The organism is Variovorax sp. GW821-FHT09D07 (genome assembly GCF_059416345.1).
In genome coordinates this window covers 104,105-125,583 of record NZ_JBWKOY010000010.1, presented here as the reverse complement: position 1 = coordinate 125,583, position 21,479 = coordinate 104,105, and the positions used below count along the sequence as shown (strand labels likewise).

20 protein-coding genes are annotated in these 21,479 nt (G+C 67.4%); 3 read left to right on the top strand and 17 right to left on the bottom strand.

From position 1 onward, the window contains the following. Window positions 1–122: 122 nt before the first annotated feature. The 12 genes from AC07OX_RS27430 to AC07OX_RS27375 are packed head-to-tail and all read right to left on the bottom strand — an operon-like array spanning window position 123 to window position 11,569. Window positions 123–824: a transposase gene (locus tag AC07OX_RS27430; protein ID WP_495262622.1), complete on the bottom strand. Its 702-nt coding sequence runs from the start codon at window positions 822–824 to the stop codon at window positions 123–125. 29 nt (window positions 825–853) lie between these two features. After that, window positions 854–1,735: a class I SAM-dependent methyltransferase gene (locus AC07OX_RS27425; RefSeq protein WP_159278667.1), complete on the bottom strand. Its 882-nt coding sequence runs from the start codon at window positions 1,733–1,735 to the stop codon at window positions 854–856. A 14-nt stretch (window positions 1,736–1,749) separates the two neighbouring features. Then, entirely contained in the window at window positions 1,750–2,325 is a 576-nt protein-coding gene (locus AC07OX_RS27420; protein WP_354347914.1) for a DUF1415 domain-containing protein, read from the bottom strand. Continuing rightward, window positions 2,322–3,608, bottom strand: a complete 1,287-nt coding sequence (locus tag AC07OX_RS27415; protein ID WP_495262623.1) for an MFS transporter — start codon at window positions 3,606–3,608, stop codon at window positions 2,322–2,324. The genes AC07OX_RS27420 and AC07OX_RS27415 overlap by 4 nt, the downstream gene beginning before the upstream one ends. Next, window positions 3,605–4,741, bottom strand: a complete 1,137-nt coding sequence (locus tag AC07OX_RS27410; RefSeq protein ID WP_495262624.1) for a deoxyguanosinetriphosphate triphosphohydrolase — start codon at window positions 4,739–4,741, stop codon at window positions 3,605–3,607. The genes AC07OX_RS27415 and AC07OX_RS27410 overlap by 4 nt, the downstream gene beginning before the upstream one ends. A gap of 28 nt (window positions 4,742–4,769) precedes the next feature. Further along, window positions 4,770–5,894 (bottom strand): 3-dehydroquinate synthase, encoded by a 1,125-nt coding sequence (aroB, locus tag AC07OX_RS27405; RefSeq protein WP_495262625.1) that lies wholly within the window; start codon window positions 5,892–5,894, stop codon window positions 4,770–4,772. 33 nt (window positions 5,895–5,927) lie between these two features. Beyond that, window positions 5,928–6,476 carry a shikimate kinase gene (locus tag AC07OX_RS27400; RefSeq protein ID WP_495262626.1) on the bottom strand — a complete coding sequence of 183 codons (549 nt, stop codon included), beginning with the start codon at window positions 6,474–6,476 and terminating at the stop codon, window positions 5,928–5,930. 23 nt (window positions 6,477–6,499) lie between these two features. Next, entirely contained in the window at window positions 6,500–8,650 is a 2,151-nt protein-coding gene (locus AC07OX_RS27395) for a type IV pilus secretin PilQ (RefSeq protein WP_495262627.1), read from the bottom strand. Beyond that, a complete protein-coding gene (locus AC07OX_RS27390; protein WP_495262628.1) occupies window positions 8,647–9,189 on the bottom strand; it encodes a pilus assembly protein PilP in 543 nt (180 codons plus the stop codon). The genes AC07OX_RS27395 and AC07OX_RS27390 overlap by 4 nt, the downstream gene beginning before the upstream one ends. Next, window positions 9,186–9,866, bottom strand: a complete 681-nt coding sequence (locus AC07OX_RS27385) for a type IV pilus inner membrane component PilO (protein ID WP_495262629.1) — start codon at window positions 9,864–9,866, stop codon at window positions 9,186–9,188. Before AC07OX_RS27385 ends, AC07OX_RS27390 begins: the two co-directional genes overlap by 4 nt. A 6-nt stretch (window positions 9,867–9,872) precedes the next feature. Further along, window positions 9,873–10,493, bottom strand: a complete 621-nt coding sequence (locus AC07OX_RS27380) for a PilN domain-containing protein (RefSeq protein WP_070059948.1) — start codon at window positions 10,491–10,493, stop codon at window positions 9,873–9,875. Continuing rightward, window positions 10,490–11,569 carry a pilus assembly protein PilM gene (locus AC07OX_RS27375; RefSeq protein ID WP_062471776.1) on the bottom strand — a complete coding sequence of 360 codons (1,080 nt, stop codon included), beginning with the start codon at window positions 11,567–11,569 and terminating at the stop codon, window positions 10,490–10,492. The genes AC07OX_RS27380 and AC07OX_RS27375 overlap by 4 nt, the downstream gene beginning before the upstream one ends. 251 nt (window positions 11,570–11,820) lie before the next feature. On the opposite strand from AC07OX_RS27375, the gene AC07OX_RS27370 reads away from it, so the two are divergent. After that, on the top strand, window positions 11,821–14,232 hold the full coding sequence (locus AC07OX_RS27370) for a penicillin-binding protein 1A (protein WP_169805026.1): 2,412 nt from the start codon (window positions 11,821–11,823) through the stop codon (window positions 14,230–14,232). Between the two features lie 22 nt (window positions 14,233–14,254). Here AC07OX_RS27370 and cyaY read toward each other — a convergent pair whose 3' ends face one another. After that, a complete protein-coding gene (cyaY, locus tag AC07OX_RS27365; RefSeq protein WP_062471779.1) occupies window positions 14,255–14,587 on the bottom strand; it encodes an iron donor protein CyaY in 333 nt (110 codons plus the stop codon). 12 nt (window positions 14,588–14,599) lie between these two features. Between cyaY and lptM the strand changes: the two genes are divergently transcribed. Continuing rightward, entirely contained in the window at window positions 14,600–14,851 is a 252-nt protein-coding gene (gene lptM / locus AC07OX_RS27360; RefSeq protein WP_495262630.1) for an LPS translocon maturation chaperone LptM, read from the top strand. Next, window positions 14,848–16,125, top strand: coding sequence for a diaminopimelate decarboxylase (gene lysA, locus AC07OX_RS27355; protein ID WP_495262631.1), 1,278 nt, complete (start codon window positions 14,848–14,850; stop codon window positions 16,123–16,125). The genes lptM and lysA overlap by 4 nt, the downstream gene beginning before the upstream one ends. Window positions 16,126–16,132: 7 nt before the next feature. On the opposite strand, the gene msrQ is transcribed toward lysA, so the two are convergent. From msrQ to AC07OX_RS27335, 4 genes are all read right to left on the bottom strand, one after another. After that, a complete protein-coding gene (gene msrQ, locus AC07OX_RS27350; RefSeq protein ID WP_495262681.1) occupies window positions 16,133–16,786 on the bottom strand; it encodes a protein-methionine-sulfoxide reductase heme-binding subunit MsrQ in 654 nt (217 codons plus the stop codon). 31 nt (window positions 16,787–16,817) lie between these two features. Further along, a complete protein-coding gene (gene msrP, locus AC07OX_RS27345; RefSeq protein WP_495262632.1) occupies window positions 16,818–17,831 on the bottom strand; it encodes a protein-methionine-sulfoxide reductase catalytic subunit MsrP in 1,014 nt (337 codons plus the stop codon). 116 nt (window positions 17,832–17,947) lie between these two features. Further along, a complete protein-coding gene (ccsB, locus tag AC07OX_RS27340; protein WP_495262633.1) occupies window positions 17,948–19,267 on the bottom strand; it encodes a c-type cytochrome biogenesis protein CcsB in 1,320 nt (439 codons plus the stop codon). Next, entirely contained in the window at window positions 19,264–21,444 is a 2,181-nt protein-coding gene (locus AC07OX_RS27335) for a cytochrome c biogenesis protein ResB (protein ID WP_495262634.1), read from the bottom strand. The genes ccsB and AC07OX_RS27335 overlap by 4 nt, the downstream gene beginning before the upstream one ends. Between the last annotated feature and the right edge of the window lie 35 nt (window positions 21,445–21,479).

Genomic DNA, 21,479 nt, shown 5'->3' with positions numbered 1-21,479 from the left:
GCCAAACACTTTAATTGGGGTCAGATTCCTATTAAATCTTGAGTTTTCTTGTCAGAATTAAATTGGGGACACATTAAAAGCAGGAGCGCGAACCTCAACACACATACGGCACTTCGCCGTTTTCAATCTTGATCTTTGGGGGATGCAGGCGGCCGGCCAGCCTTGGCCTTGATGACGCGGCGTTCGGTGGACTTCTGCAACGTGTCCAAAAAATCGCCATCGCCGGCCGCCCAGCCGCGCAGCGTGGCGTCGGTCAGGGCCTGCTGATCGGCCACGCGGACGCCGCCACGCACCAGTTCGGCATACGCCGCCTCCCGCGCGAAGGGCGTGTTGCCGAGTTCCCAGTACAGCGGATGCGGGGTCAGCAGCCGGTCCTGCCGCAGGCCGGCGTAGTGGCCGTGGCTGGACCACGGGAAGTCGCGCGCTTCGGTGACCATGCCGGCGCGCACCGGATTCAGGTCGATGTAGGCCATGCAGGTCAGCAGGTAGCGCTCGGTCTGGATCAGGGTCGATCTGTAGCGCCCTTCCCACAAGGTGCCGCTGCGGCCATGGCGGTCGTTGAAGTAGCGCACGTAGCTGCGCCCGACCGACTGCATGAACTGCGGCAGGCCCGTGGCACTGTCGGGCGTGGCCAGCAGGTGGAAGTGGTTGTCCATCAGCACGTAGGCATGCAGCGCGATGCCGAAGCGCGCGGCGTTCTCGGCCAGCAGGCCGAGCAGCTTCTCGTGATCGGCACGGTCGACGAAGATCGGCTGGCGGTTGTTGCCGCGCTGGATCACGTGGTGCGGCATGCCGGCCAGCGTGAGACGGGGAAGACGGGCCATGGGGACGATGGACGACGCCGTCCGGGTACTTAATCGGCGAGACGGAAGCGCGTGTCGCCCAGCGTGTCGAGCCCGAACTGCGCCAGCAGCTCGCGCAGCCGCGTCGCCGCACTCGCCTTGCGCTGGCCGGTGTAGCGCGCCAGGATCAGCTCGTTCTTCATGCTGTGCTCCCAGCCGACCAGCTCGGTGACCGTCACGCTGTAGCCGTTGGCTTCCAGGTACAGGCAGCGCAGCACGTTGGTGAGCTGGCTGCCGATCTCGCGCGTGTGCAGCGGATGGCGCCACAGCTCGGCCAGCGGCGTGCGCGACAGGGCCAGCGCCTTGGTCTCGCGCAGGCAGGCCGCCACTTCGGCCTGGCAGCAGGGCACGAGCACCATGCAGCGCGCCTTCTTGGCCAGGCCAAAGGCGATGGCGTCGTCGGTGGCGGTGTCGCAGGCGTGCAGCGCGGTGACCACATCGATCTGCGCCGGCAGCTCGCTCGCCTGCGCCGACTCGGCCACGGTGAGGTTCAGGAACGACATGCGCCCGAAGCCCAGCTGCTGCGCCAGCGCGCGGGAGCGCTCGACCAGTTCGCTGCGCGTCTCGATGCCGTAGACATGCCCGCCCTGCCGCGCGCGGAAGAACAGGTCGTAGATGATGAAGCCCAGGTACGACTTGCCCGCCCCGTGGTCGGCCAGCGTGGCCTCAGCGCCCTCGCCCGGCAGCTCGCGCAGCAGCTGCTCGATGAACTGGAACAGGTGGTAGACCTGCTTGAGCTTGCGCCGCGAATCCTGGTTGAGCCGGCCTTCGCGCGTGAGGATGTGCAGCTCCTTGAGGAGCTCGACAGACTGGCCCGGCCGCAGGACTTCGGCCAGCTCGGCCTCGGCCTTCGCAGCCTTGTTGGTCGGGTGGGCTTTCGCGGGACGGGGCATGGTGTTCTTGTTGTTCATGGCGTGGCGCTTCCCGGGCCGACGTCGAGCGCGGTCCAGCCGTCGGGGCCCAGGGCTTCGAGCGTCTCGATGTTGCGCTCGAAGATCGCCTCGGCCTCGGGAAAGGCCTCGACCGCGCGGTCCACGCTGTCTTCGCGCAACAGGTGCAGCGTGGGGTACGGCGCGCGGTTGGTGGCGTTGGTGATGTCGTCGGCCTCGGTGCCGGCGAACTGGAAATGCGGATGGAAGCTGGCGAGCTGCAGCACGCCATCGAAGCCCGCGCGGGCGAGCTTGCGCTCGGCGCGCTCGGTGAAATCGTTGAAGTCGAGAAAGTCCGCCAGCGCGTGAGGGACGATCAGCAAGGTGGTATCGCGCACCTCGGCATCGAGCGCCACGAGCGCGCGGGCCTCGGCCAGCAGCGCATCGATGAGGCGGCCTTCGTGGGTGTCGAGGTAGGTGAGGTAGTGGATCTGGCCCTTCACATGCACCGCCTTGGCGAAGGGGCACAGGTTGAGGCCGATCACGGCGCGTTCGAGCCAGCGGCGGGTGTCGGCTTCGGCCTGCGCGGCGTCGATGACCGTCGGGTCGCTCATGCCGTGACCTCCGTCAGCCGGCGGATGCGCCCGAGGCGCGCAGCGACCGCCATGCCCGCGAGCGAACAGGCCAGCGTGGCGGTCCAGGTCCAGTGCCAGCCACCGACGCGGTGCGCCAGCCAGGCCACAGCCGGCGGCGCCAGGAACTGGCCGAGCGACGACGCCTGTTGCATCAGGCCGACGGTGGTCGAGACGGTGCTCGGCCCCGGCGCCAGCCGCACGCCCAGCAGGAACAGCGTCGCCGGCACCATGCCGCCGCCAAGCGAAAAGGCGCAGATCGCGGCATAGCGCAGCGCGGGCGGCAGGCCCAGTGCCTCGGCGCCGGCGCCCTGCCCCACCTGCGCGAAGGCGGCGACGCCGCCCAGCGCCATGGTCAGGAAGCCCCACTGCAGCAGGCGCTCGGGCGCCACGCCGCGCTGCAGCCAGCGGCCACCCATGAGGTTGCCGACGATGTTCATCGCCGCGGCCAGCGCGGTCAGCACTGCGCTCCAGGCGGCCGGCACTTTCGCGTCGGCATAGATCGCGGGCAGGAAACCGATCACGGCCATCCACTGCGACGAGTACACGGCGAAGGTCAGCGCGACCAGCCACGGCGCGCGCGCGCCGACCGTTTCGCGCAGCCGCGACGCCCAACCGGACGACGCGGGCTGCGGGCTTGCGCCGGCCACGCGGGGCCGGTCGCGCGGCACCGCCAGCCACACCCAGAGTGCCGCACCCGCCGACACCAACGACAGCGTCCACCACCAGTCGGCCCATCCGCCCCAGCCGATGAGGGCCGGACCGATGAGCAGCGCCAGCGCCACGCCGAGCGGCATGTAGGCGCCCCACAGGCCCAGCGCGGCCTTGTCAGCGCCCGCTGGCGTCAGTGCGCGGATGAGTCCCGGACCGGGCATCACCGCCATCAGGAAACCGATGCCTTCGGCCGCGCGCAGTACGAAGAGCCACAGCACCGCATGCGATCCGCCCAGCAGGCCGGCGCCGACGGCGCCTCCGAGCAGGCTGGCCGTCGTCAGCACCGCCAGCCCGACCAGCATGCTGCGCCGCAGGCCGATGGAGTCTGCAGCGAGCCCAGCCAGCAGCCCGAGCGTCATGCTCGCGACCTGGACCAGCGAGAGCAGGAAGCCCGCCTCGACCAGGTCGATGCCCAGCGACGCCTGCAGCGCCGGCACGGCGGGCGGCAGCTTGCCCAGGTGCAGCGCGGCACTGACGCCGCCCAGCACGACGGCGAAGGCCGCGGCCGGCACGCGGGCCGACGCGCTGTTCGAGCGCACGGCCACCGTCATGCGATGCCCCGGCGGCCGGTCAGCCGTTCGTGCTCGCGCATGGCGAAGCGGTCGGTCATGCCGGCGATGTAGTCGGCCACGGCGCGGTGCCGGTCGCGGCGCTCGGCGTACGAGGCGGGCATTTCGGTGCCGCGCGCCAGGTAGGCGTCGAACAGCCCGCGCACGACCTCGCTCGCCTGGTCGGTGGTCTGCGTGACCTGCGGGTGGCGATAGAGGTTGCGGAACAGGAACTGCTTGAGCGCCTCCGACTGCGCCTGCATGACGCCGCTGAAGGCCACCAGCGGCGGCGCCTGGCGCACGGCGTCGGCATCGATGGGACCCAGCGCCTCGATGGCCGCACGCGTCGTGTCAATCACGTCGTAGACCTGTGCGCTGAGCATGCGGCGGATGGTTTCATAGAGCACGCGCCGGCCTTGGCCCTGCAGGTGCGGATGCTCGGCCAGCGCTTCGCGGCGGTAGCGTTCGAACAGCTCGACGTCGGCCAGTTGCTCGACGCTGATCAGGCCCGAGCGCACGCCGTCGTCGATGTCGTGCGCGTTGTAGGCGATGGCGTCGGCCAGGTTGCACAGCTGCGCCTCCAACCCGGGCTGCGTGCGGTCGAGAAAGCGGCGAGCCACGCCCTGCGGCTCGGCCGCCTCGATGCGCTCGGCGTTGGCGCGCGAGCAGTGCTTGAGGATGCCTTCGCGGGTCTCGAAGCTGAGGTTCAGGCCGTCGTACTGCGGGTAGCGGTGCTCCAGCGCATCGACCACGCGCAGGCTCTGCAGGTTGTGTTCGAAGCCGCCGTGCTCGGCCATGCAGGCGTTGAGCGCGTCCTGGCCCGCGTGGCCGAAGGGCGTGTGGCCCAGGTCATGGGCCAGCGCGATCGCCTCGACCAGGTCTTCGTTGAGTCGCAGAGCGCGCGCGATGGAGCGGCCCAGCTGCGCGACTTCGAGCGAATGCGTGAGCCGCGTGCGGAACAGGTCGCCCTCGTGGTTCAGGAACACCTGGGTCTTGTAGACCAGCCGGCGGAAGGCGGTGGAATGGACGATGCGGTCGCGGTCGCGCTGGAAGGCGTCGCGCGTGGGCGCAGGCGGCTCCGCGTGGCGCCGTCCGCGCGAGCGCGCGGGGTGGCAGGCGTACGCCGCGAGGCTCACGGCTGGATCTCCGCGTGTCGCGCCGCGCTCATGCCACGCAGCACTGCGCGAGCACGTCGCGCACCATCGCGTCGGGCGCGCTGCGCACGACGGCGGAGCCGGGCCGGTCGATCACCACGAAGCGGATCTCGCCGGCTTCCGATTTCTTGTCGACGCGCATCAGCTCGAGGTAGCGCTCGGCGCCCAGCGCCGGTCCCACCGTGGGAAGACCTGCCCGCTCGATCAGGCGGGTGAGCCGTTCGACGAAGGCCGCGTCGACGCCGCCGAGGCGCTGCGACAGCTGCGCCGCCATGACCATGCCGCAGCCGACGGCTTCGCCGTGCAGCCATTCGCCGTAGCCCAGGCCCGACTCGATGGCATGGCCGAAGGTGTGGCCGAAATTGAGGATGGCCCGCAGACCGGTCTCGCGCTCGTCCTGGCCGACCACCAGCGCCTTGATCTCGCAGCTGCGCTTCACGGCGTGGGCCAGCGCGGCCGGGTCGCGCGCCACCAGCGCCTCGATGTTCGACTCGATCCAGTCGAAGAAAGCCATGTCGTAGATCGGGCCGTACTTGATGACTTCGGCCAGGCCGGCGCTCAGTTCGCGCGGCGGCAGCGTCTGCAGCGTGTCCAGGTCGCACAGCACGAGCTGCGGCTGGTAGAACGCGCCGATCATGTTCTTGCCCAGCGGGTGGTTGATGGCCGTCTTGCCACCCACCGAGGAATCGACCTGCGCCAGCAGCGTGGTCGGCACCTGCACGAAGGGCACGCCGCGCATGTAGCTGGCGGCGGCGAAGCCGGTCATGTCGCCCACCACCCCGCCGCCGAGCGCGAACAGCACCGTCTTGCGGTCACTGCCGTGGCCCAGCAGGGCGTCGAAGATCAGGTTGAGGGTCTCGAGGTTCTTGTATGCCTCGCCGTCGGGCAACTCGAGCAGGTGGACCGTGCGAAAGCGCTTGGCCAGCACGGTCCGCAAGGCCTGCGCGTAGAGCGGCGCCACGGTGATGTTGCTGACGATCAGCGCGCTGGCGGCTGCGGGAACGACGCCGAAGCTGGCGGGGTCTTCCAGCAGGCCGCCGCCGATCAGGATCGGGTAGCTGCGCTCGCCGAGCTGGATCTCGACGCGTTCGGGCTTTGGCGGGGCGGAAAGTGCGGGCGAAACAGACAGGGACATGGCCGCGAGTTTAGGCGCTCGGGCCTGCCGGGGTCAGTCCGAGGGCTCTTCCGGATGAGCGCCGGGTTCGACCACTCCGGCCAGCTCGAGTTGCATCACGATGAGGTTGACCAGCACCGCGATCGACGGCCGGCCGGTGTCGACCACGTCATGGGCGGCTTCCCGGTAGAACGGGTCGCGCGCATCGTGCAGTTCGCGCAGCCGGCCCAGCGGGTCGGCCACCTGCAGGAGCGGGCGCTTGACGTCGTGGCGCAGGCGCCGGAACAGGTCTTCGGGCGAGGAGCGTAGGTAGATGACGTGGAAATGGTCGCGCAGTTGCTGGCGGTTGGCCTCGCGCAGCACGGCGCCGCCGCCGGTCGCCAGCACACCGTGGGGGTGGGCGGCCAGGTCGGCGATGACCGCCTGCTCGATGTCGCGGAAGGCGGCTTCGCCCTCGCGGTCGAAGAAATCACGGATCGTGCAGCCGATGCGCTGCTCGATCACATGATCGGTGTCGATGAAGGGAGTGTTCAGCCGAGCGCCCAGCCGCCGGCCCACTGCGGACTTTCCGGCGCCGGGCAACCCGACAAGTGCGACCGCCACGCGGTGGCTGCTACGCCCGCGCGTCAGCGCGCGGCGTTGCGGTCGGTAATCATCTTCGGGGTGATAAAGACGAGCATTTCGGTCTTGTTGGCAACGCGTTCGCGCTTGCGGAACAATGCCCCCATGTAGGGGATTTCACCCAGCACCGGCACGCGCGATTCGTCATTGGTTTCGGTGAGCTCGAAGATACCACCGATGACGACCGTGCCGCCGTTCTCGACCAGCACCTCGGTCTGCACGTGCTTGGTGTTGATGGCCGGGCCTGCCGAGGTGTTGACACCGCGGGCGTCCTTGCTCACGTCCAGCGTCAGGATAATGTTGCCCTCGGGCGTGATCTGCGGCGTGACTTCGAGCTTCAGCACCGCCTTGCGGAACGAGATCGAGGTCGCGCCGCTGGAGGTGGCCTGCTGGTACGGGATTTCCTCGCCCTGCTCGATCAGCGCCTTGGTCTGGTCGGCCGTGATGACGCGGGGGCTGGAGACCAGCTTGCCCTTGCCGTCGGCTTCGAGGGCGGAGATCTCGAGGTTCAGCATGCGCGACAAGCTCGAGTTGAACAGCGAGATCGCGAAGGTGCCTGCGGCGTTGCCGGTGCCGCCAGCGTCGCCGGCGGGCAGGTTGATGAAGTTGGAGTTGGTCCAGGTGGCTGCTGCGCCGCCGACGCCGCCGGCGTTGGTGGTGGCAGGCATGACACCGAAGGTGCCGTAGGCCGGATTGCCGTTGGCCGACGCGACGCGTTCGCGGGAGATACCGCCACCCATCCGCACGCCGAGCGACTTGCCGAAGGTGTCCGAGGCTTCCACGATCCGCGCTTCGATCAGCACCTGGCGGACGGGAATGTCCAGCTTCTGGATCAGGTCGGTGACCTGGGCCAGTCGCGAGGGAATGTCGGACACGAACAGCTGGTTGGTCCGCGATTCGGCGATCACGCTGCCGCGGGGGCTCAGGATGCGCGAGGTCGCGCCGCCGCCACCACCACCGCCGCCACCCGCCGATGCACCGGTCCCCGTCAGGCCCTGTGCAATCGCAATGGCCTTCGTGTAGTTCAGCTGGAACGACTGCGTGCGCAGCGGCTCCAGGTTCTCGATCGCCGCCTTGGCTTCGAACTCGAGCTTCTCCTTGGCGTTGATCTCGTCCTTGGGCGCGATCCACAGGACGCTACCGTTCTTGCGCATGCCCAGGTTCTTCGCCTGCATGATGATGTCGAGCGCCTGGTCCCAGGGCACGTCCTTCAGCCGCAGCGTCAGTGCGCCGCTGACCGAATCGGAGGTCACGATGTTGAAGTTCGTGAAGTCGGCGATCACCTGCAGCAGCGAACGGATCTCGATGTTCTGGAAGTTGAGCGACAGCTTCTCGCCGTTGTAGCCGACACCTTGCGTGAGCTTGCTCGGGTCGACCTTGCGTGCGCGGACCTCCACCACGAACTGGTTCTCGCTCTGGTAAGCGCTGTGCTCCCAGTCGCCCTTGGCATCGATCGTCATGCGCACGCGGTCGCCCGACTGCTGCGAAGTGATCAGCTGCACCGGCGTGCCGAAATCGGCCACGTCGAGGCGACGGCGCAGGCCTTCGGGCAGCGTCGACTTGGTGAACTCCACGACCAGGCTCTTGCCTTGCTGCTTCACATCGACGCCGACCTGGTTGTTCGGCAGGTCGACCAGCACGCGGCCGGTGTTGTCGGCGCCCAGGCGGAAATCGACATCACGCAACGGCAGCGTGTCACGGTTGCGGTTCTCGGCGAAAGTGGTCGCCGCGGAAGCCGCGAGTGCCGTACCAGCCACCGGCTCGAGCACGACCAGCAGCGACTTGCCCTGGATCTCGGCCTTGTAAGCAGTAGCCTGCTTCAGGTTCAGCACCACGCGGCTGCGGTCACCGGCCTGCACCACGTTGACCGAGCGCAGGTTGCCCTGGTTCACCTCGATGGCCGAACGCCCGATGGCGTTCGTCACGCCCGGAAAATCAAGCGCGATGCGCGCCGGCGTCTGCACGGAGAACCCGGCGGGCACGGCCGTGAGCGGCTGCGCCAGGTCGATGCGGATCACTTCCGCGCCCGACTGGGTCGAGCTCGTCACCGACTCGATTGCGTTTTGCGCATGGGCGACGGTCAGGGCACCGAAAGCCAGCAGACCCAGCCCGGCGGCGCGCAGCCACTGTGCCATCGTTGATTTTTTATGGTTCATTTCGCACTCTCTTGCAACTGCAGCGTGGCTACGCGTTCGATCCATTCGCCCGCGGCGTCCTGCACGATCTCGCGCAGGGCAACTTCGGTTTCGTTGATACGGGTGATGCGCCCGTAGTTGAGCCCCAGGTATTCGCCGACGCGCACCTTGTAGAGCAGCTTGTCCACACGCACGAGCGCCACCGGCTGGCCGTTGCGGTTCATGCTGCCGACCATCGCCATCGTGTCGAGCGGGAACGCCTCAAGGGCTTCCTTGCGGCGCGCCAGTTCCGGCGCGATCAGCTCGGAGGTGCTCGGCTGGTTCGACTCCCGGCGCAGCGCCTGGGTCAGCTTCAGCATGTTGAAGGGCTCGAACGACGAAGCCTCGGTGTAGGCCTGCGGCGTGAACTTCTTGGGTTCGGAGATCGGCGGCACCGAGGGCTTGATCTGGACGCGCTGCTCGACCATCCAGCGCTGCAGGTCTTCCTGGTCGGAATCGCCGCAGGCGCTCAGGCCCAGCGTGGCCAGTGCCAGCCACAGGACTTTGGCGACCGGCTTCATTTCTTCGCCTTCGGCGCCGTGGCGCGTTTCTGGGCGGCCCGCTCGTCTTCGTCGAGGTAGCGGTAGGTGCGCGCGGTGGCGTCCATCGTCAGCACGTCCTTGTCCTTCTGCGGTGTGACGGTCACGTTGTTGAGCGTCACGATGCGCGACAAGCTGGCCACATCGGCCGCGAAGGCGCCCATGTCGTGGTAGCGGCCGGTAACGCGCACGGCGATCGGCAGCTCTGCGTAGTAATCCTTGACCGACACCTGGCCGGGGCGGAACAGTTCGAACTGCAGGCTGCGGCCGAGGCCCGCCTGGTTGATGTCCGAGAGCAGCGCGTCCATTTCCGCCTTGCTGGGCAGTTGCTTCTCGAGAAGGATCACGTACTGCTGCACCTGCTCGCGCTGCTTCTTCAGCAGGTCGAGGTTGGCGGCTTGCGCCACTTTCTTCTGGTAGTCGGTCCGGAGGGCGACTTCCTTGGCGCGCTCGGCTTCGAGTTCGTCGTTGGAGTTCGTGAGCCAGACAAACCACAGGCCCGCCAGCACCAGCGCGGACACGGCCAGGCACAGTGCGTAGCGCGGCACCGCCGGCCACATGGAAGGATCGTTCGGATTCAGTCCGCGGAACTGGTCGCCGAAGTTCCGCAGTGCGGTGGCGACGTCGACTTTGGGGAGGGATCGGTTGCTGATGGCCATGATCGGTTACCCCTTCGCCTGCGCCTTGGCGGCCAGGGCCTTCTCGGCCTCCGCCTTCTGGGCGTCGGTGGGCCGCTTGAGGCCGATGCGCATCGTGAAGTTCGCCACGCGGCGCTGGTCGCGCTGGCTCAGGTTCACATTGGCCGAGGTGATTTCAACCAGCTCGGGCTTCACCAGCCAGGGGCTGTTGTTGCCGAGGTTGCGCAGCAGCTCCGACACGCGCTCGTTCGACTGCGCCATGCCTTGCAGGGTCACGGTCTGGTTCTCCTGCTTCATGCTGGTGAGGTAGACGCCGTCGGGCAATTGCCGGACGAGTTCGTTGAGCAGGTGCACGGGCAGATTGCGGTCGCCTTGCAGGTCTTCCACGGCCAGCTGGCGCGCGCGCAAGGCTGCGATTTCTTCCTGCAGTGTCGAGATTTCCTTGATCTCGACTTCGAGCTTCTTGATCTCGGCCTGAAGGAAACCGTTCTTCGATTGCTGAGCCGAAATCTGGGCCTCGAACCACAGGTAACCGAGGCCGGCGATCAGGGCGCCCAGCAGCGCGGCACCACCCAGGGTGCCGTAGAAAGCCTCGCGGCGGCGCTTGCGCGCGGCTTCGCGGTGCGGAAGCAGATTGATCAGGATCACTGCAGGAACCTCCGCATGGCCAGGCCGCAGGAGGTCAGATAGGAAGGCGCTTCGCGGCGGACCTTCTTCTCGCGAATGCTGGGGCCGAAGTCCATGCCGTCGAACGGATTCACGAGCGAGCAGGCGAAAGAGGTCTGGCGGGTCACGGCATTGGTCAGCCCCGGCAGCGACGACGAGCCGCCCGCCAGCAGCACGTAGTCGACGCGGTTGTGCGGCGTGCTGGTGAAGAAGAACTGCAACGCGCGCGCGATTTCCTGCGCGATGCTTTCGACGAAGGGCTTGAGCACGCCTGAGCCGTAGTCGTCGGGCAGGTCGCCGCTGCGCTTCTTGGCTTCGGCTTCCTCGGCGGAAAAACCGTACTGGCGCACGATCAGCTGGCTCAATTGAGCACCGCCGAAGGCCTGGTCGCGGTCGTACAGCACTTCCTGGTTGCGCAGCACCTGCATGCTGGTCGTGAAGGCACCGACTTCGAACAGCGCCACGATGGCGTCCACGCCCTTACCTGGCAGTTGCTCGATCAGGCGCGCGGTTGCGAGGCGCGAGGCATACGACTCGACGTCGAGAATCATGGCCTTCAGGCCCGCGGCTTCCGCCAGGCCTTCGCGGTCCTGCACCTTCTCCTTGCGGGAGGCGGCGATCAGCACTTCCACGTCGCCGACGGAGGTCGTGCTCGGTCCCGTCACGCAGAAGTCGAGACTCACCTCATCGAGCGAGAACGGGATGTACTGGTTGGCTTCCGATTCGACCTGGATCTCGAGCTCCTGCTCGCTCATGCCGCCCGGGAGAATGATCTTCTTGGTGATGACCGCCGAGGGCGGCAGCGCCAGCGCCACGTTGCGGGTCTTGGTACCGCTCTTGCGCACGACGCGGCGCACGGCTTCGGCGACTTCGTCGAATTTCTCGACGTTGCCGTCGGTGATCCAGCCGCGTTCGAGCGGTTCGATGGCGCAGCGCTCCAGAACCAGCTTGCCGCTGGCCTCACGGCCGAGCTCCACCAGCTTCACGCTGGACGAACTGACGTCCAGTCCCAGCAGGGGGGCGTTCTGACGACGAAACAATGATCCAAGAGCAGCCAAGTTAGGTCCCTCTCCCCCTGTTATTTGTAACCAATGGAAAAATATGCGTTCGGTTGCATGCTAGCAGCAGGCACAGCGCCCACCAAGCGTGCAGAAAGCCCGGAACCGACAACCGTTGTCAAAACGTGACGTCAAAGCCGCATTCTGTAACTTTCTGCTTAGCCCCTGGAGAGGGAATGCGCGAGGTAACAAAGATCCGGAGGCGCCGAGGGGGCGGCTTTTTATAATGTCCGGTGACTCTCCGGGCCCCCATGCAAGAAACTTCCAGCCCGAAAGGGCGCGCCAAGACTCCTCCACCCGAACGCCCCTTCTGGCTGAAATGGCTGTTGCGTTTCGTGTTCTGGGGGGCGGGCATCGCTGCGGCGGGCCTGCTTTCCATCCTGTGCGTGGTGGCCGTGGCCCTGGCAGTGGCCTATCCCAACCTGCCGGACATCTCGGAACTCTCCGACTACCGCCCCAAGCTGCCGCTGCGCGTGTTCTCGGCCGAGGGCACGCAGATCGGCGAGTTCGGGGAAGAGCGACGCAACCTCACCCCCATCGCGGCGATCCCCAAGGTCGTGAAGGACGCCGTCCTGGCCGCCGAAGACGCCCGCTTCTATGACCACGGCGGCGTCGACTACAAGGGGCTGGTGCGCGCCGGCCTCGCCAACCTGAACCGCGTGAAGAGCCAGGGCGCCTCCACCATCACGATGCAGGTGGCCCGCAACGTCTACCTGAGCTCCGAGAAGACGCTGACCCGCAAGATCTACGAAGTGCTGCTGACCTTCAAGCTGGAGCACCTGCTCACGAAGGACCAGATCTTCGAGATCTACCTGAACCAGATCTACCTGGGCAACCGCGCCTACGGTTTCGCCGCCGCTTCCGAAGCCTATTTCGGCAAGCCGCTATCCGAGATGACGATCGCCCAGGCCGCCATGCTGGCCGGCCTGCCGAAGGCGCCCGGCGCGAACAACCCGGTCAACAACCCGCAGCGCGCACGCGGACGCCAGTTCTACGTGATCGATCGCATGCAGGAGGCCGGCTTCATCACCGCCGAGCAGGCGGCCGAGGCCAAGAAGGAAGAGCTGCACCTGCGCGACGCCGCCGATCCGAACCGCCTGCACGCCGAGTACGTGGCCGAAACCGTGCGCCAGCTGATGTACGCCCAGTATGGCGACAGCACCTACACGCGCGGCCTCAAGGTCTACACCTCGCTGGTCGCCGCCGACCAGGCGGCGGCCTACAAGGCCCTGCGCAAGGGCATCATGGATTACGAGCGCCGTCAGGTATACCGCGGCCCCGAGAAGTTCATCGACCTGCCGAACGACCCCAAGGAACTCGACGAGGCGGTGGACGACGTGCTGAACGACCACCCCGACAACGGCGACGTGATGGCGGCCGTGGTGCTCAAGGCCACGCCCAAGGAAATCCAGGCGATCCGCGCCAACGGCGACGCCGTGCAGATCACGGGCGATGGCCTCAAGCCTGCGCAGTCCGGCCTGTCGGACAAGGCACCGCCCAACATCAAGATCCGCCGCGGCGCCGTGATCCGCGTCGCGAAGACGCCCAAGAACACCTGGGAAATCACCCAGCTGCCCGAGGTGGAAGGCGCGTTCGTGGCCATGGACCCGCGCGACGGCGCCATCAAGGCGCTGGTCGGCGGTTTCGACTTCGGCAAGAACAAGTTCAACCACGTCACGCAGGCGTGGCGCCAGCCGGGCTCGAGCTTCAAGCCCTTCATCTACTCGGCGGCGCTCGAAAAGGGCTTCACCCCCGCCACGGTCATCAACGACGGCCCGCTGTTCTTCGACGCCGGCACCACCGGCGGCCAGCCCTGGGAGCCCAAGAACTACGGTGGCGGCTTCGACGGTCCGATGTCGATGCGCACGGCGCTGATGAAGTCGCGCAACCTCGTGTCGATCCGCATCCTGCAATCCATCGGCACGCGCTACGCGCAAGACTGGATCACCAACTTCGGCTTCGACAAGGACAAGCACCCCGCCTACCTGCCGATGGCGCTCGGTGCCGGTGCCGTCACGCCGATGCAGATGGCGGTGGGCTATTCGGTGTTCGCCAACGGCGGCTACCGCGTGAATCCGTACCTCGTGACCCGCGTCACCGACCACAAGGACCGCGTGCTGGTCGACGTCCAGCCGCCGCTGCTCAATGAGGCCTCGCGCGCCATCCCGCAGCGCAACGCCTTCATCATGGACACGCTGCTGCAGTCCATCACGCGCGCTGGCACGGCCGCGAAGGCGCAGGCGATGCTCAAGCGCCCCGACCTCTACGGCAAGACCGGCACCACCAACGACTCGCTCGACGCCTGGTTCGCGGGCTTCCAGCCCACCATGACGGCGATCTCGTGGATCGGCTACGACACGCCGCGCAACCTGGGCGACCGCGAAACCGGCGGCGGCCTGAGCCTGCCGATCTGGATCAACTACATGGAAACCGCCCTCAAGGGCGTGCCCGTGACCGACCTGTCGACCACGCCGCCTTCGGGCATCGTGAGCGTCGGCGGCGAGTGGTACTACGACGACTACGCGCCGGGCCGCGGCGTGTCGAGCCTGGGGGTGGAATCTTCCGCGCCGGTGGCACCGGCCGAAGCCCTGAGCGGCCCGGCGATCAGCGCGCCTGCGCCGCCCGAGGAGCGCAACCGCATCCTCGACCTGTTCAGGAACTGATCGAGAAAGACAGAGCGGCGGCTCAGGCCGCCGCGAAGACCAGCGGCTGCCCCGCCTGCAGGGTCGCCTCGCGCGACAGGTTGCCGAAGAATTCTTCCCCGGTCTTGGTGTCCACCCACACCCGGCCGTCGTGCCGGTAGTGGTAGCCGCCGGAGCGCGCCGCCAGCCAGATTTCCTGCAGCGGCTTCTGCAGGTTCACGATCAGCTGGCTGCCGTTGCGAAACGACATCGTGATCATCCCGCCGACCCGCTGGTTGTCGATGTCGGCGTCAGTCGCGTCGTTGATGCGGTCGCAGCCCTGCTCGATGGCAGCAAGCGCCGCCTCGGCGCGGTCCATGTACTCGGTGTCGGTCATTACAATTTCAGCATGTTGAATGTTCGCCAAATTCTAGTGAGCGCTCGCGCCCGCACCGTGCTCATGGTCTGCCTTGCCGCCAGCGCGGCGGGCCTTGCGGCGTGCGGACAGCGCGGCGCGCTCTATCTGCCGACCGATCCGGCGGCCGCCCAGCGCGCCACCTTGCCCCAATTGCTCACCCCCGGCGGCTCCAAAGCCTCCGACAACGAAGCGGCCCCCAAGCCCGCCGCAGCCAGCAGCGCCCCCGCCTCCCCCCAGAAATGACGACGAACACCCCCCTGCCCGGCCACCCCCACATCGCCCACCGCGACGGCGCCCTGCACGTCGAGGGCGTCGCGCTCGACGCGCTGGCGCACACGCACGGCACGCCGCTGTTCGTCTATTCGAAGCAGTGGATGCTCGACGCCCTGGCCGCCTACCAGCGCGGCTTCGAGGGCCGCGAGGCACTGATCTGCTACGCCATGAAGGCCAACTCCTCGCTCGGCGTGCTGCGCGTATTCGCCGAAGCCGGCTGCGGTTTCGACATCGTCTCGGGCGGCGAACTGTCGCGCGTGCTGGCGGTGGGCGCCGATCCCAAGAAGATCATCTTCTCGGGCGTCGGCAAGACGCGCGCCGAGATGCGTCAGGCCCTGGCGGCCGGCATCGCCTGCTTCAACGTCGAGAGCGAGGCCGAGCTCGACGTGCTCAACGAGGTGGCACTGGCCGAGAAGGTGCGCGCACCGATCAGCATCCGCATCAATCCGAACGTCGACCCGAAGACGCACCCGTACATTTCCACGGGCCTCAAGGGCAACAAGTTCGGCATCGCGCACGACCGTGCGGTGCAGGCCTACCAGCACGCCGCCCGGCTGCCCGGCCTTGAGGTGGTCGGCATCGACTGCCACATCGGCTCGCAGATCACCGAAGCCTCGCCCTACCTGGACGCCTGCGACCGCGTGCTCGACCTGGTGGAGGCCATCGAGGCGGCCGGCGTGCCGATCCATCACCTGGACTTCGGCGGCGGCCTGGGCATCGACTACAACGGCGAAGTGCCGCCCAAGGCCGATGCGCTGTGGCAGCAGCTGCTCGCCAAGCTCGACGCGCGCGGCTTCGGCCAGCGCAAGCTGGTGATCGAACCCGGCCGCTCGCTGGTCGGCAATGCCGGTGTCTGCGTGACCGAGGTGCTCTACACCAAGCCCGGCGAAGACAAGAACTTCTGCATCGTCGACGCGGCCATGAACGACCTGCCGCGCCCCGCGATGTACCAGGCCTTCCAGAAGATCGTGCCGCTGCGCGAGCGCACCGGCGACGCCCCGACCTACGACGTGGTGGGCCCGGTCTGCGAAAGCGGCGACTGGATCGGCCGCGATCGCGCACTCAACGTGGTGGCCGGCGACCTGCTGGCCGTGCTGTCGGCCGGTGCGTACTGCATGAGCATGGCCAGCAACTACAACACGCGCGGCCGTGCGGCCGAGGTCCTGGTGAGCGGCGCCAGCGCCAAGCTGATCCGCCGTCGCGAGACGATGGAAGACCAGTTGCGCGCCGAGATCGACGGCTGATCCGGTCTCAGCCGGTGCGCAGCGGCTTCTCGCTGCCGCGCACGGCCACTGCGGGCCTGGTCTGGCGCTTGCGTGCGAAATTCCAGACGCGCCACGCCAGCAGCACCCCGATGATCGCGGCATAGACGAACACTTCGGCGAAGTTGTTCTTGCCCGCGCGCATCCAGAAGAAGTGCAGCAGCCCGAGCCCCGCGATCCCGTAGACCAGTTTGTGCAACAGCTGCCAGCGCTTGGCGCCCATCGCCTTGATCGCGCGGTTGAACGAGGTGGCCGCCAGCGGCGTCAGCAGCAGGAAGGCCGAGAAGCCCACCAGGATGAACGGCCGCTTGGCGATGTCCTTGGCGATCTCGCCCCACTCGAAGCCCATGTCGAACCAGCTGTAGCACAGCAGGTGCAGCACCACGTAGAAGTACGCGAACAGGCCCAGCATGCGGCGCAGCCGCGCCAGCGCGTTGAGCTTGGCGATCACGCGCAGTGGCGTCACCGCCAGCACGATGCACAGGAAGCGCAAGGTCCAGTCGCCCGTCGCGCGGATCAGGAACTCGGCCGGGTTCGCGCCCAGCCCGTCGGTGAAAGCGCCGAAGGCCAGCCGCGCGAACGGCAGCAGGCACAGCAGGAAGACGACCGGCTTGGTCGCCGGGTGCATGAGCAGCTTGTTCAGCATGGCGCAACAACCGGTCGGGCGCGCCCGCTCAGTAGTTCTTCTTCAGGTCCATGCCGGCGTAGAGCTGGCCGACCTGCGCCTCGTAGCCATTGAACATCTCGGTCCTGCGCCGCTTCGCGAACAGGCCGCCGCCGTCGCCGATGCGACGCTCGGTCGCCTGGCTCCAGCGCGGGTGGTCGACATTCGGGTTCACGTTCGAATAGAAGCCGTACTCCTGCGCCGCCGCCTTGTTCCAGGCGGTGCTCGGCTCGTTCTCGACGAAGCGGATCTTGACGATCGACTTGGCTGACTTGAAGCCGTACTTCCATGGCACCACGAGCCGCACCGGCGCGCCGTTCTGGTTGGGCAGCACCTCGCCGTACATGCCGAAGGCCAGCAGCGTGAGCGGGTGCATCGCCTCGTCCATGCGCAGGCCCTCGGTGTAGGGCCAGTCGAGCACGCGCGAGCCGACGAAGGGCATGGTCTTCGGGTCGGCCAGCGTCACGAACTCGACGAACTTGGCATTGCCCTGCGGTTCGACCTTCTTGATGAGCTCGGCCAGCGAATAGCCCACCCACGGGATCACCATCGACCAGCCCTCGACGCAGCGCAGGCGGTAGATGCGCTCTTCCTGCGCGCTGAGCTTGAGCAGGTCCTCGATGCCGTACTTGCCCGGCTTCTTGACCAGGCCTTCGACCTCCACGGTCCACGGCCGCGTCTTGAGCGTGCCGGCGTTCTTCACCGGATCACCCTTGTCGACGCCGAACTCGTAGTAGTTGTTGTAGCTGCTCGCGTCCTTGTAGTCGGTGAGCTTTTCCATCGTCTGCGCGCCCGGCACGGCCGATTTGGCGCCCGGCAGCAGGGCCAGCTTGTGCGGGCCGGTCGCCTGAGCGAAGGACTCGCGCCCGGCAAAGGTGGCGAGCGCCGCACCCGCGGCACCGCCGGCCATCAGCTTGAGCAGCTCGCGCCGGCCTTCGTAGGCGGCGCGCGGCGTGATCTCGCTCGACAGCGGATGGGTGAAACCCTGGGTGTCGCGACGGTGCGAACGGGAATGGAACGACATGGCAGGCCTTTCGCGTGAATCGTTGTGCTCAGGGTAGTTCGTGACATGCCCCGGTTTGGTTACGCGCCATGGTGGCGCGTGGTTTCAATTCTTCGCAAAAGGCGCAACGCCTGCGCTTACAGCGTGCCGTAGCTGTGCAGCCCGCTCAGGAACATGTTCACGCCAAGGAAGGCGAAGGTGGTCACGGCCAGGCCGGCCAGCGCCCACCAGGCCGCCACGGTGCCGCGCAGACCCTTCACGAGGCGCATGTGCAGCCAGGCCGCGTAGTTGAGCCAGACGATCAGCGCCCAGGTTTCCTTCGGGTCCCAGCTCCAGTAGCCGCCCCAGGCGTCGGCCGCCCACAGGGCGCCGAGCACGGTCGCGATGGTGAAGAAGGCGAAGCCGACGGTGATCGACTTGTACATGACGTCGTCGAGCACCTCGTTGGCCGGCAGGCGCGCCGCGATGCGCTTGCGCCCCAGCAGGATGCCCGCGGCGATCAATGCCGAAATGCCCGCATAGATCACCCAGTAGCTGCCGCCGGCTTCCTGCACGCGCTGGCGGAAGGCCACCGGCACGAAGCACAGCGCCACGCCCAGGAGCCAGATCGGCGTGAGCTTGTACCAGCGGGTCTCGCTCGCCTGTTCCTTGATGAGGTAGGCGAAGGCCACCATGGCCGCCAGCGCGAAGGTGCCGTAGCCGATGAAGTTGGCGGGCACGTGCAGCTTCATCCACCAGCTCTGCAGCGCGGGCACCAGCGGCTGGATCTCGTGCGCCTCGCGCACGATCGTGTACCAGAGCAAAAAGCCCACCGCGGCGCTGACCACCAGCATCACGAAGGCGCCCAGTGCGCGCGTGTTGTAGCGCTCTTCGAAGTACAGGTAGAACGCGGCCGTCAGCCAGCAGAACAGCACGAACACTTCGTACAGGTTGCTCACCGGGATGTGGCCGATGTCCGGGCCGAGCTGGTGGCTTTCGTACCAGCGCACCATGGTGCCGATCAGCGCCATGGTCACGGCCGCCCAGGCCAGGCGGGAGCCGATCAGGTCGAAGGTGTCGGCCTGCTGCTTGCCGGCGACGAAGCCGATCCAGTAGAACAGCGTGCTCATGAAGAACAGCACGCTCATCCAGAGAATGGCCGACTGGCTCGACAGGAAGTACTTGAGCCAGAACACCGAGTCGGCGCGCGCCAGGTCGCCCTGGTAGGAACTGATGGCCAGCAGCGAGGCCGCGGCCACCACCAGCGTCAGCACCCGCAGCGGGCGCCAGAACCAGCAGATGCCGATAACCGAAATCAGCGCGGCCACCAGGATCGGCTTTTCGTAGCTGTCCATCGAGCCGGCGTGGCGCATGAAGGCGAACGCGCCGCCGGCCAGCACCAGCGCCGCGAACACCCAGTCGAACAGGTTGCGGCGGGAGAGCCAGCTTTCGTGGAGCGTGAGGGTCGTGGTGTTCATGGTGACGCCGGTTCTTCTTTCTTCAGGGCGAGCAACCTGTGCTTCAGGTGCTCGAATTCGCGATCGCTGTCCAGGGTCTTGCGGTTGACCGAGAACGCCATCGTGGCGACCGTTTCGCGGCCGTCGTTGTCTCCAGAGGCGCCGCCGCCGGGTGTCAGCCACACCCATAGGCGGCGCTCGCGCACGTACAGCATGGCAAAAATACCGACGATCAGCAACAGACACCCCAGATAGACGATGTTCTTGCCAGGGGCACGCGCCACCTGGAAGACGCTGGCCTGCACCTGGGTGAAGTCGGTCATCATCATCGCGACCGGCGCCGGGTAGAAGTGCGCGTCGCTCAGCGCCAGCACGGCCTGCGTGAGGTAGCCCTGCGATTTCTCGTCGTTCGGCAGCGCGGCCAGGCCGGCGCCTTCGCGGCTCAGGTTGAGCACCTCGAACAGCACGTCGTTGAGGATGCGCACCAGCACCGTGCCGGCGCGCTCGCGCTCGGCCTCGGGCACGTTGGCTTCCATGAATTCGGCGATCGCCTGCCAGCCGCCCTGCGACGCGGCGTCGGCCTTGGCGCGCTCGGCGCCCGAGAACAGCGCCAGCGCACGGGCGGCCGACACGCGCAGCTGCTCGGCCATTTCGGGGCGCTTGGGGTCGGTCGCCTTGGCGATGTAGCGCTGGATGGCGCGCTCGCGCGTGGCAGGGTCGCCCAGCGCGGTGCGCATGCGCACGAAACCGTCCATCGAGCCCTGCTCGTCGGCCGGCACGCGCAGGTAGCGGAACGGCTCCTCGGGCTTCTCGCGCATGCCCAGCAGGAACACCGGCTGGCCGTCGCCGGCGTCGACCGGCACCATGTAGTTCTGGTACTCGCGCGCCTGGCCGGCCGCGTCGCGCAGCTTGTAGCCGATGCTCGGGCCGATGTTGCGCAGCACCTTGGGCTTGTTGGTCTTGTTGGCGGCGCCCAGGCGCGACTCGATGCCGTGGCGCAGGTCGACCTTGCGCACGTCGGCGCCGCTGCCCATCGCGCCGCCGTCGGCGAAGTTCTCGACGTTGATCACCCGCAGCGCGGCGTACTCGAGCGTGAGCTTGTCGGTGCCGTTGGTGATCTCGGTGCTCGGGCCGCCGATGATGCCCTCGACCTCGAAAGGCTTGGCCGCGGCGGCCATCGGCACCGCCTTGAGCTTCACCGTGGAGCCGCCGTCGTCGAAGCTCGACTGGTAGATCTCCACGCCCTTGTAGCTGGCCGGGTGGTTCACCTCGATGCGCGCCGGCACCTGCTCGCCGCTCTCGCGGTCGTGCAGCACCACCTCGCTGGCGAACAGCTTGGGCATGCCGGTCGAGTAGTAGTCGACGATGAACTTCTTCAGCTCGATGGTGAACGGCAGCTCCTGCAGCAGCACGCCGTCGGCCTGGTTCAGGATGGCCACGTTGCCCCGCCCGCCCTCGGGCACGAGGATGTTGCCGCGGAAGGTCGGGTTGGCGGTCGACAGGCGGTGCTCGGGCGCCACGTCGGCGATCATGCCGCCGCCCGTGAACACGCTCTTGCCGTTGAACCAGGTCTGGGCGCGCACCACCAGGTCGCCGTCGAGCAGGCCGCCGATGCAGACCAGCACGATGGCGCTGTGGGCAGCGATGTAGCCCAGCTTGTGCGCGCCGCCGGCGCGCGCCGCGACCATCCAGCCGGCCGAGGCCTTGCCGTCGGCGCTGGCGTTGCGCTGTTGCAGCTTGACCTTCCAGCCGCCGCTCACGAGCAGCTGGCCGATGCGGTTGGCCGCCATGTCGGGCGTTTCAGCCAGCCGGTTCTCGGCGCGCTGGCCGAAGGCCTTCAGGCTCTGCGCGCGGATGTCTTCCTTGAAGGTGCGCAGGTCGATCAGGATGCGCGGCGTGTTGCGCGCGACGCACAGCGACGTGCTGATCACCAGGAACAGCAGGATCAGCAGAAACCACCAGGCGCTGTAGACCGAGTCGAGCCGCGCCGTGCGGAACAGCTCGGCCCAGAAAGGCCCGAACTGGTTGATGTAGTTGTTGATCGGCTCATGCTGCTTGAGCACGGTGCCGATGATCGAGGCGATGCAGATGACCGTGAGCAGCGCGATCGCGAAGCGCATCGACGACAGCAGTTCCACCGCGGCGCGAAGCAGCTGCGGGCCGCGATGCACGCGAAGGCCATGGGTGGAAACGGTCATCGGAGGGAAACCAGGAAAGAGGAAAAAAACAAAAG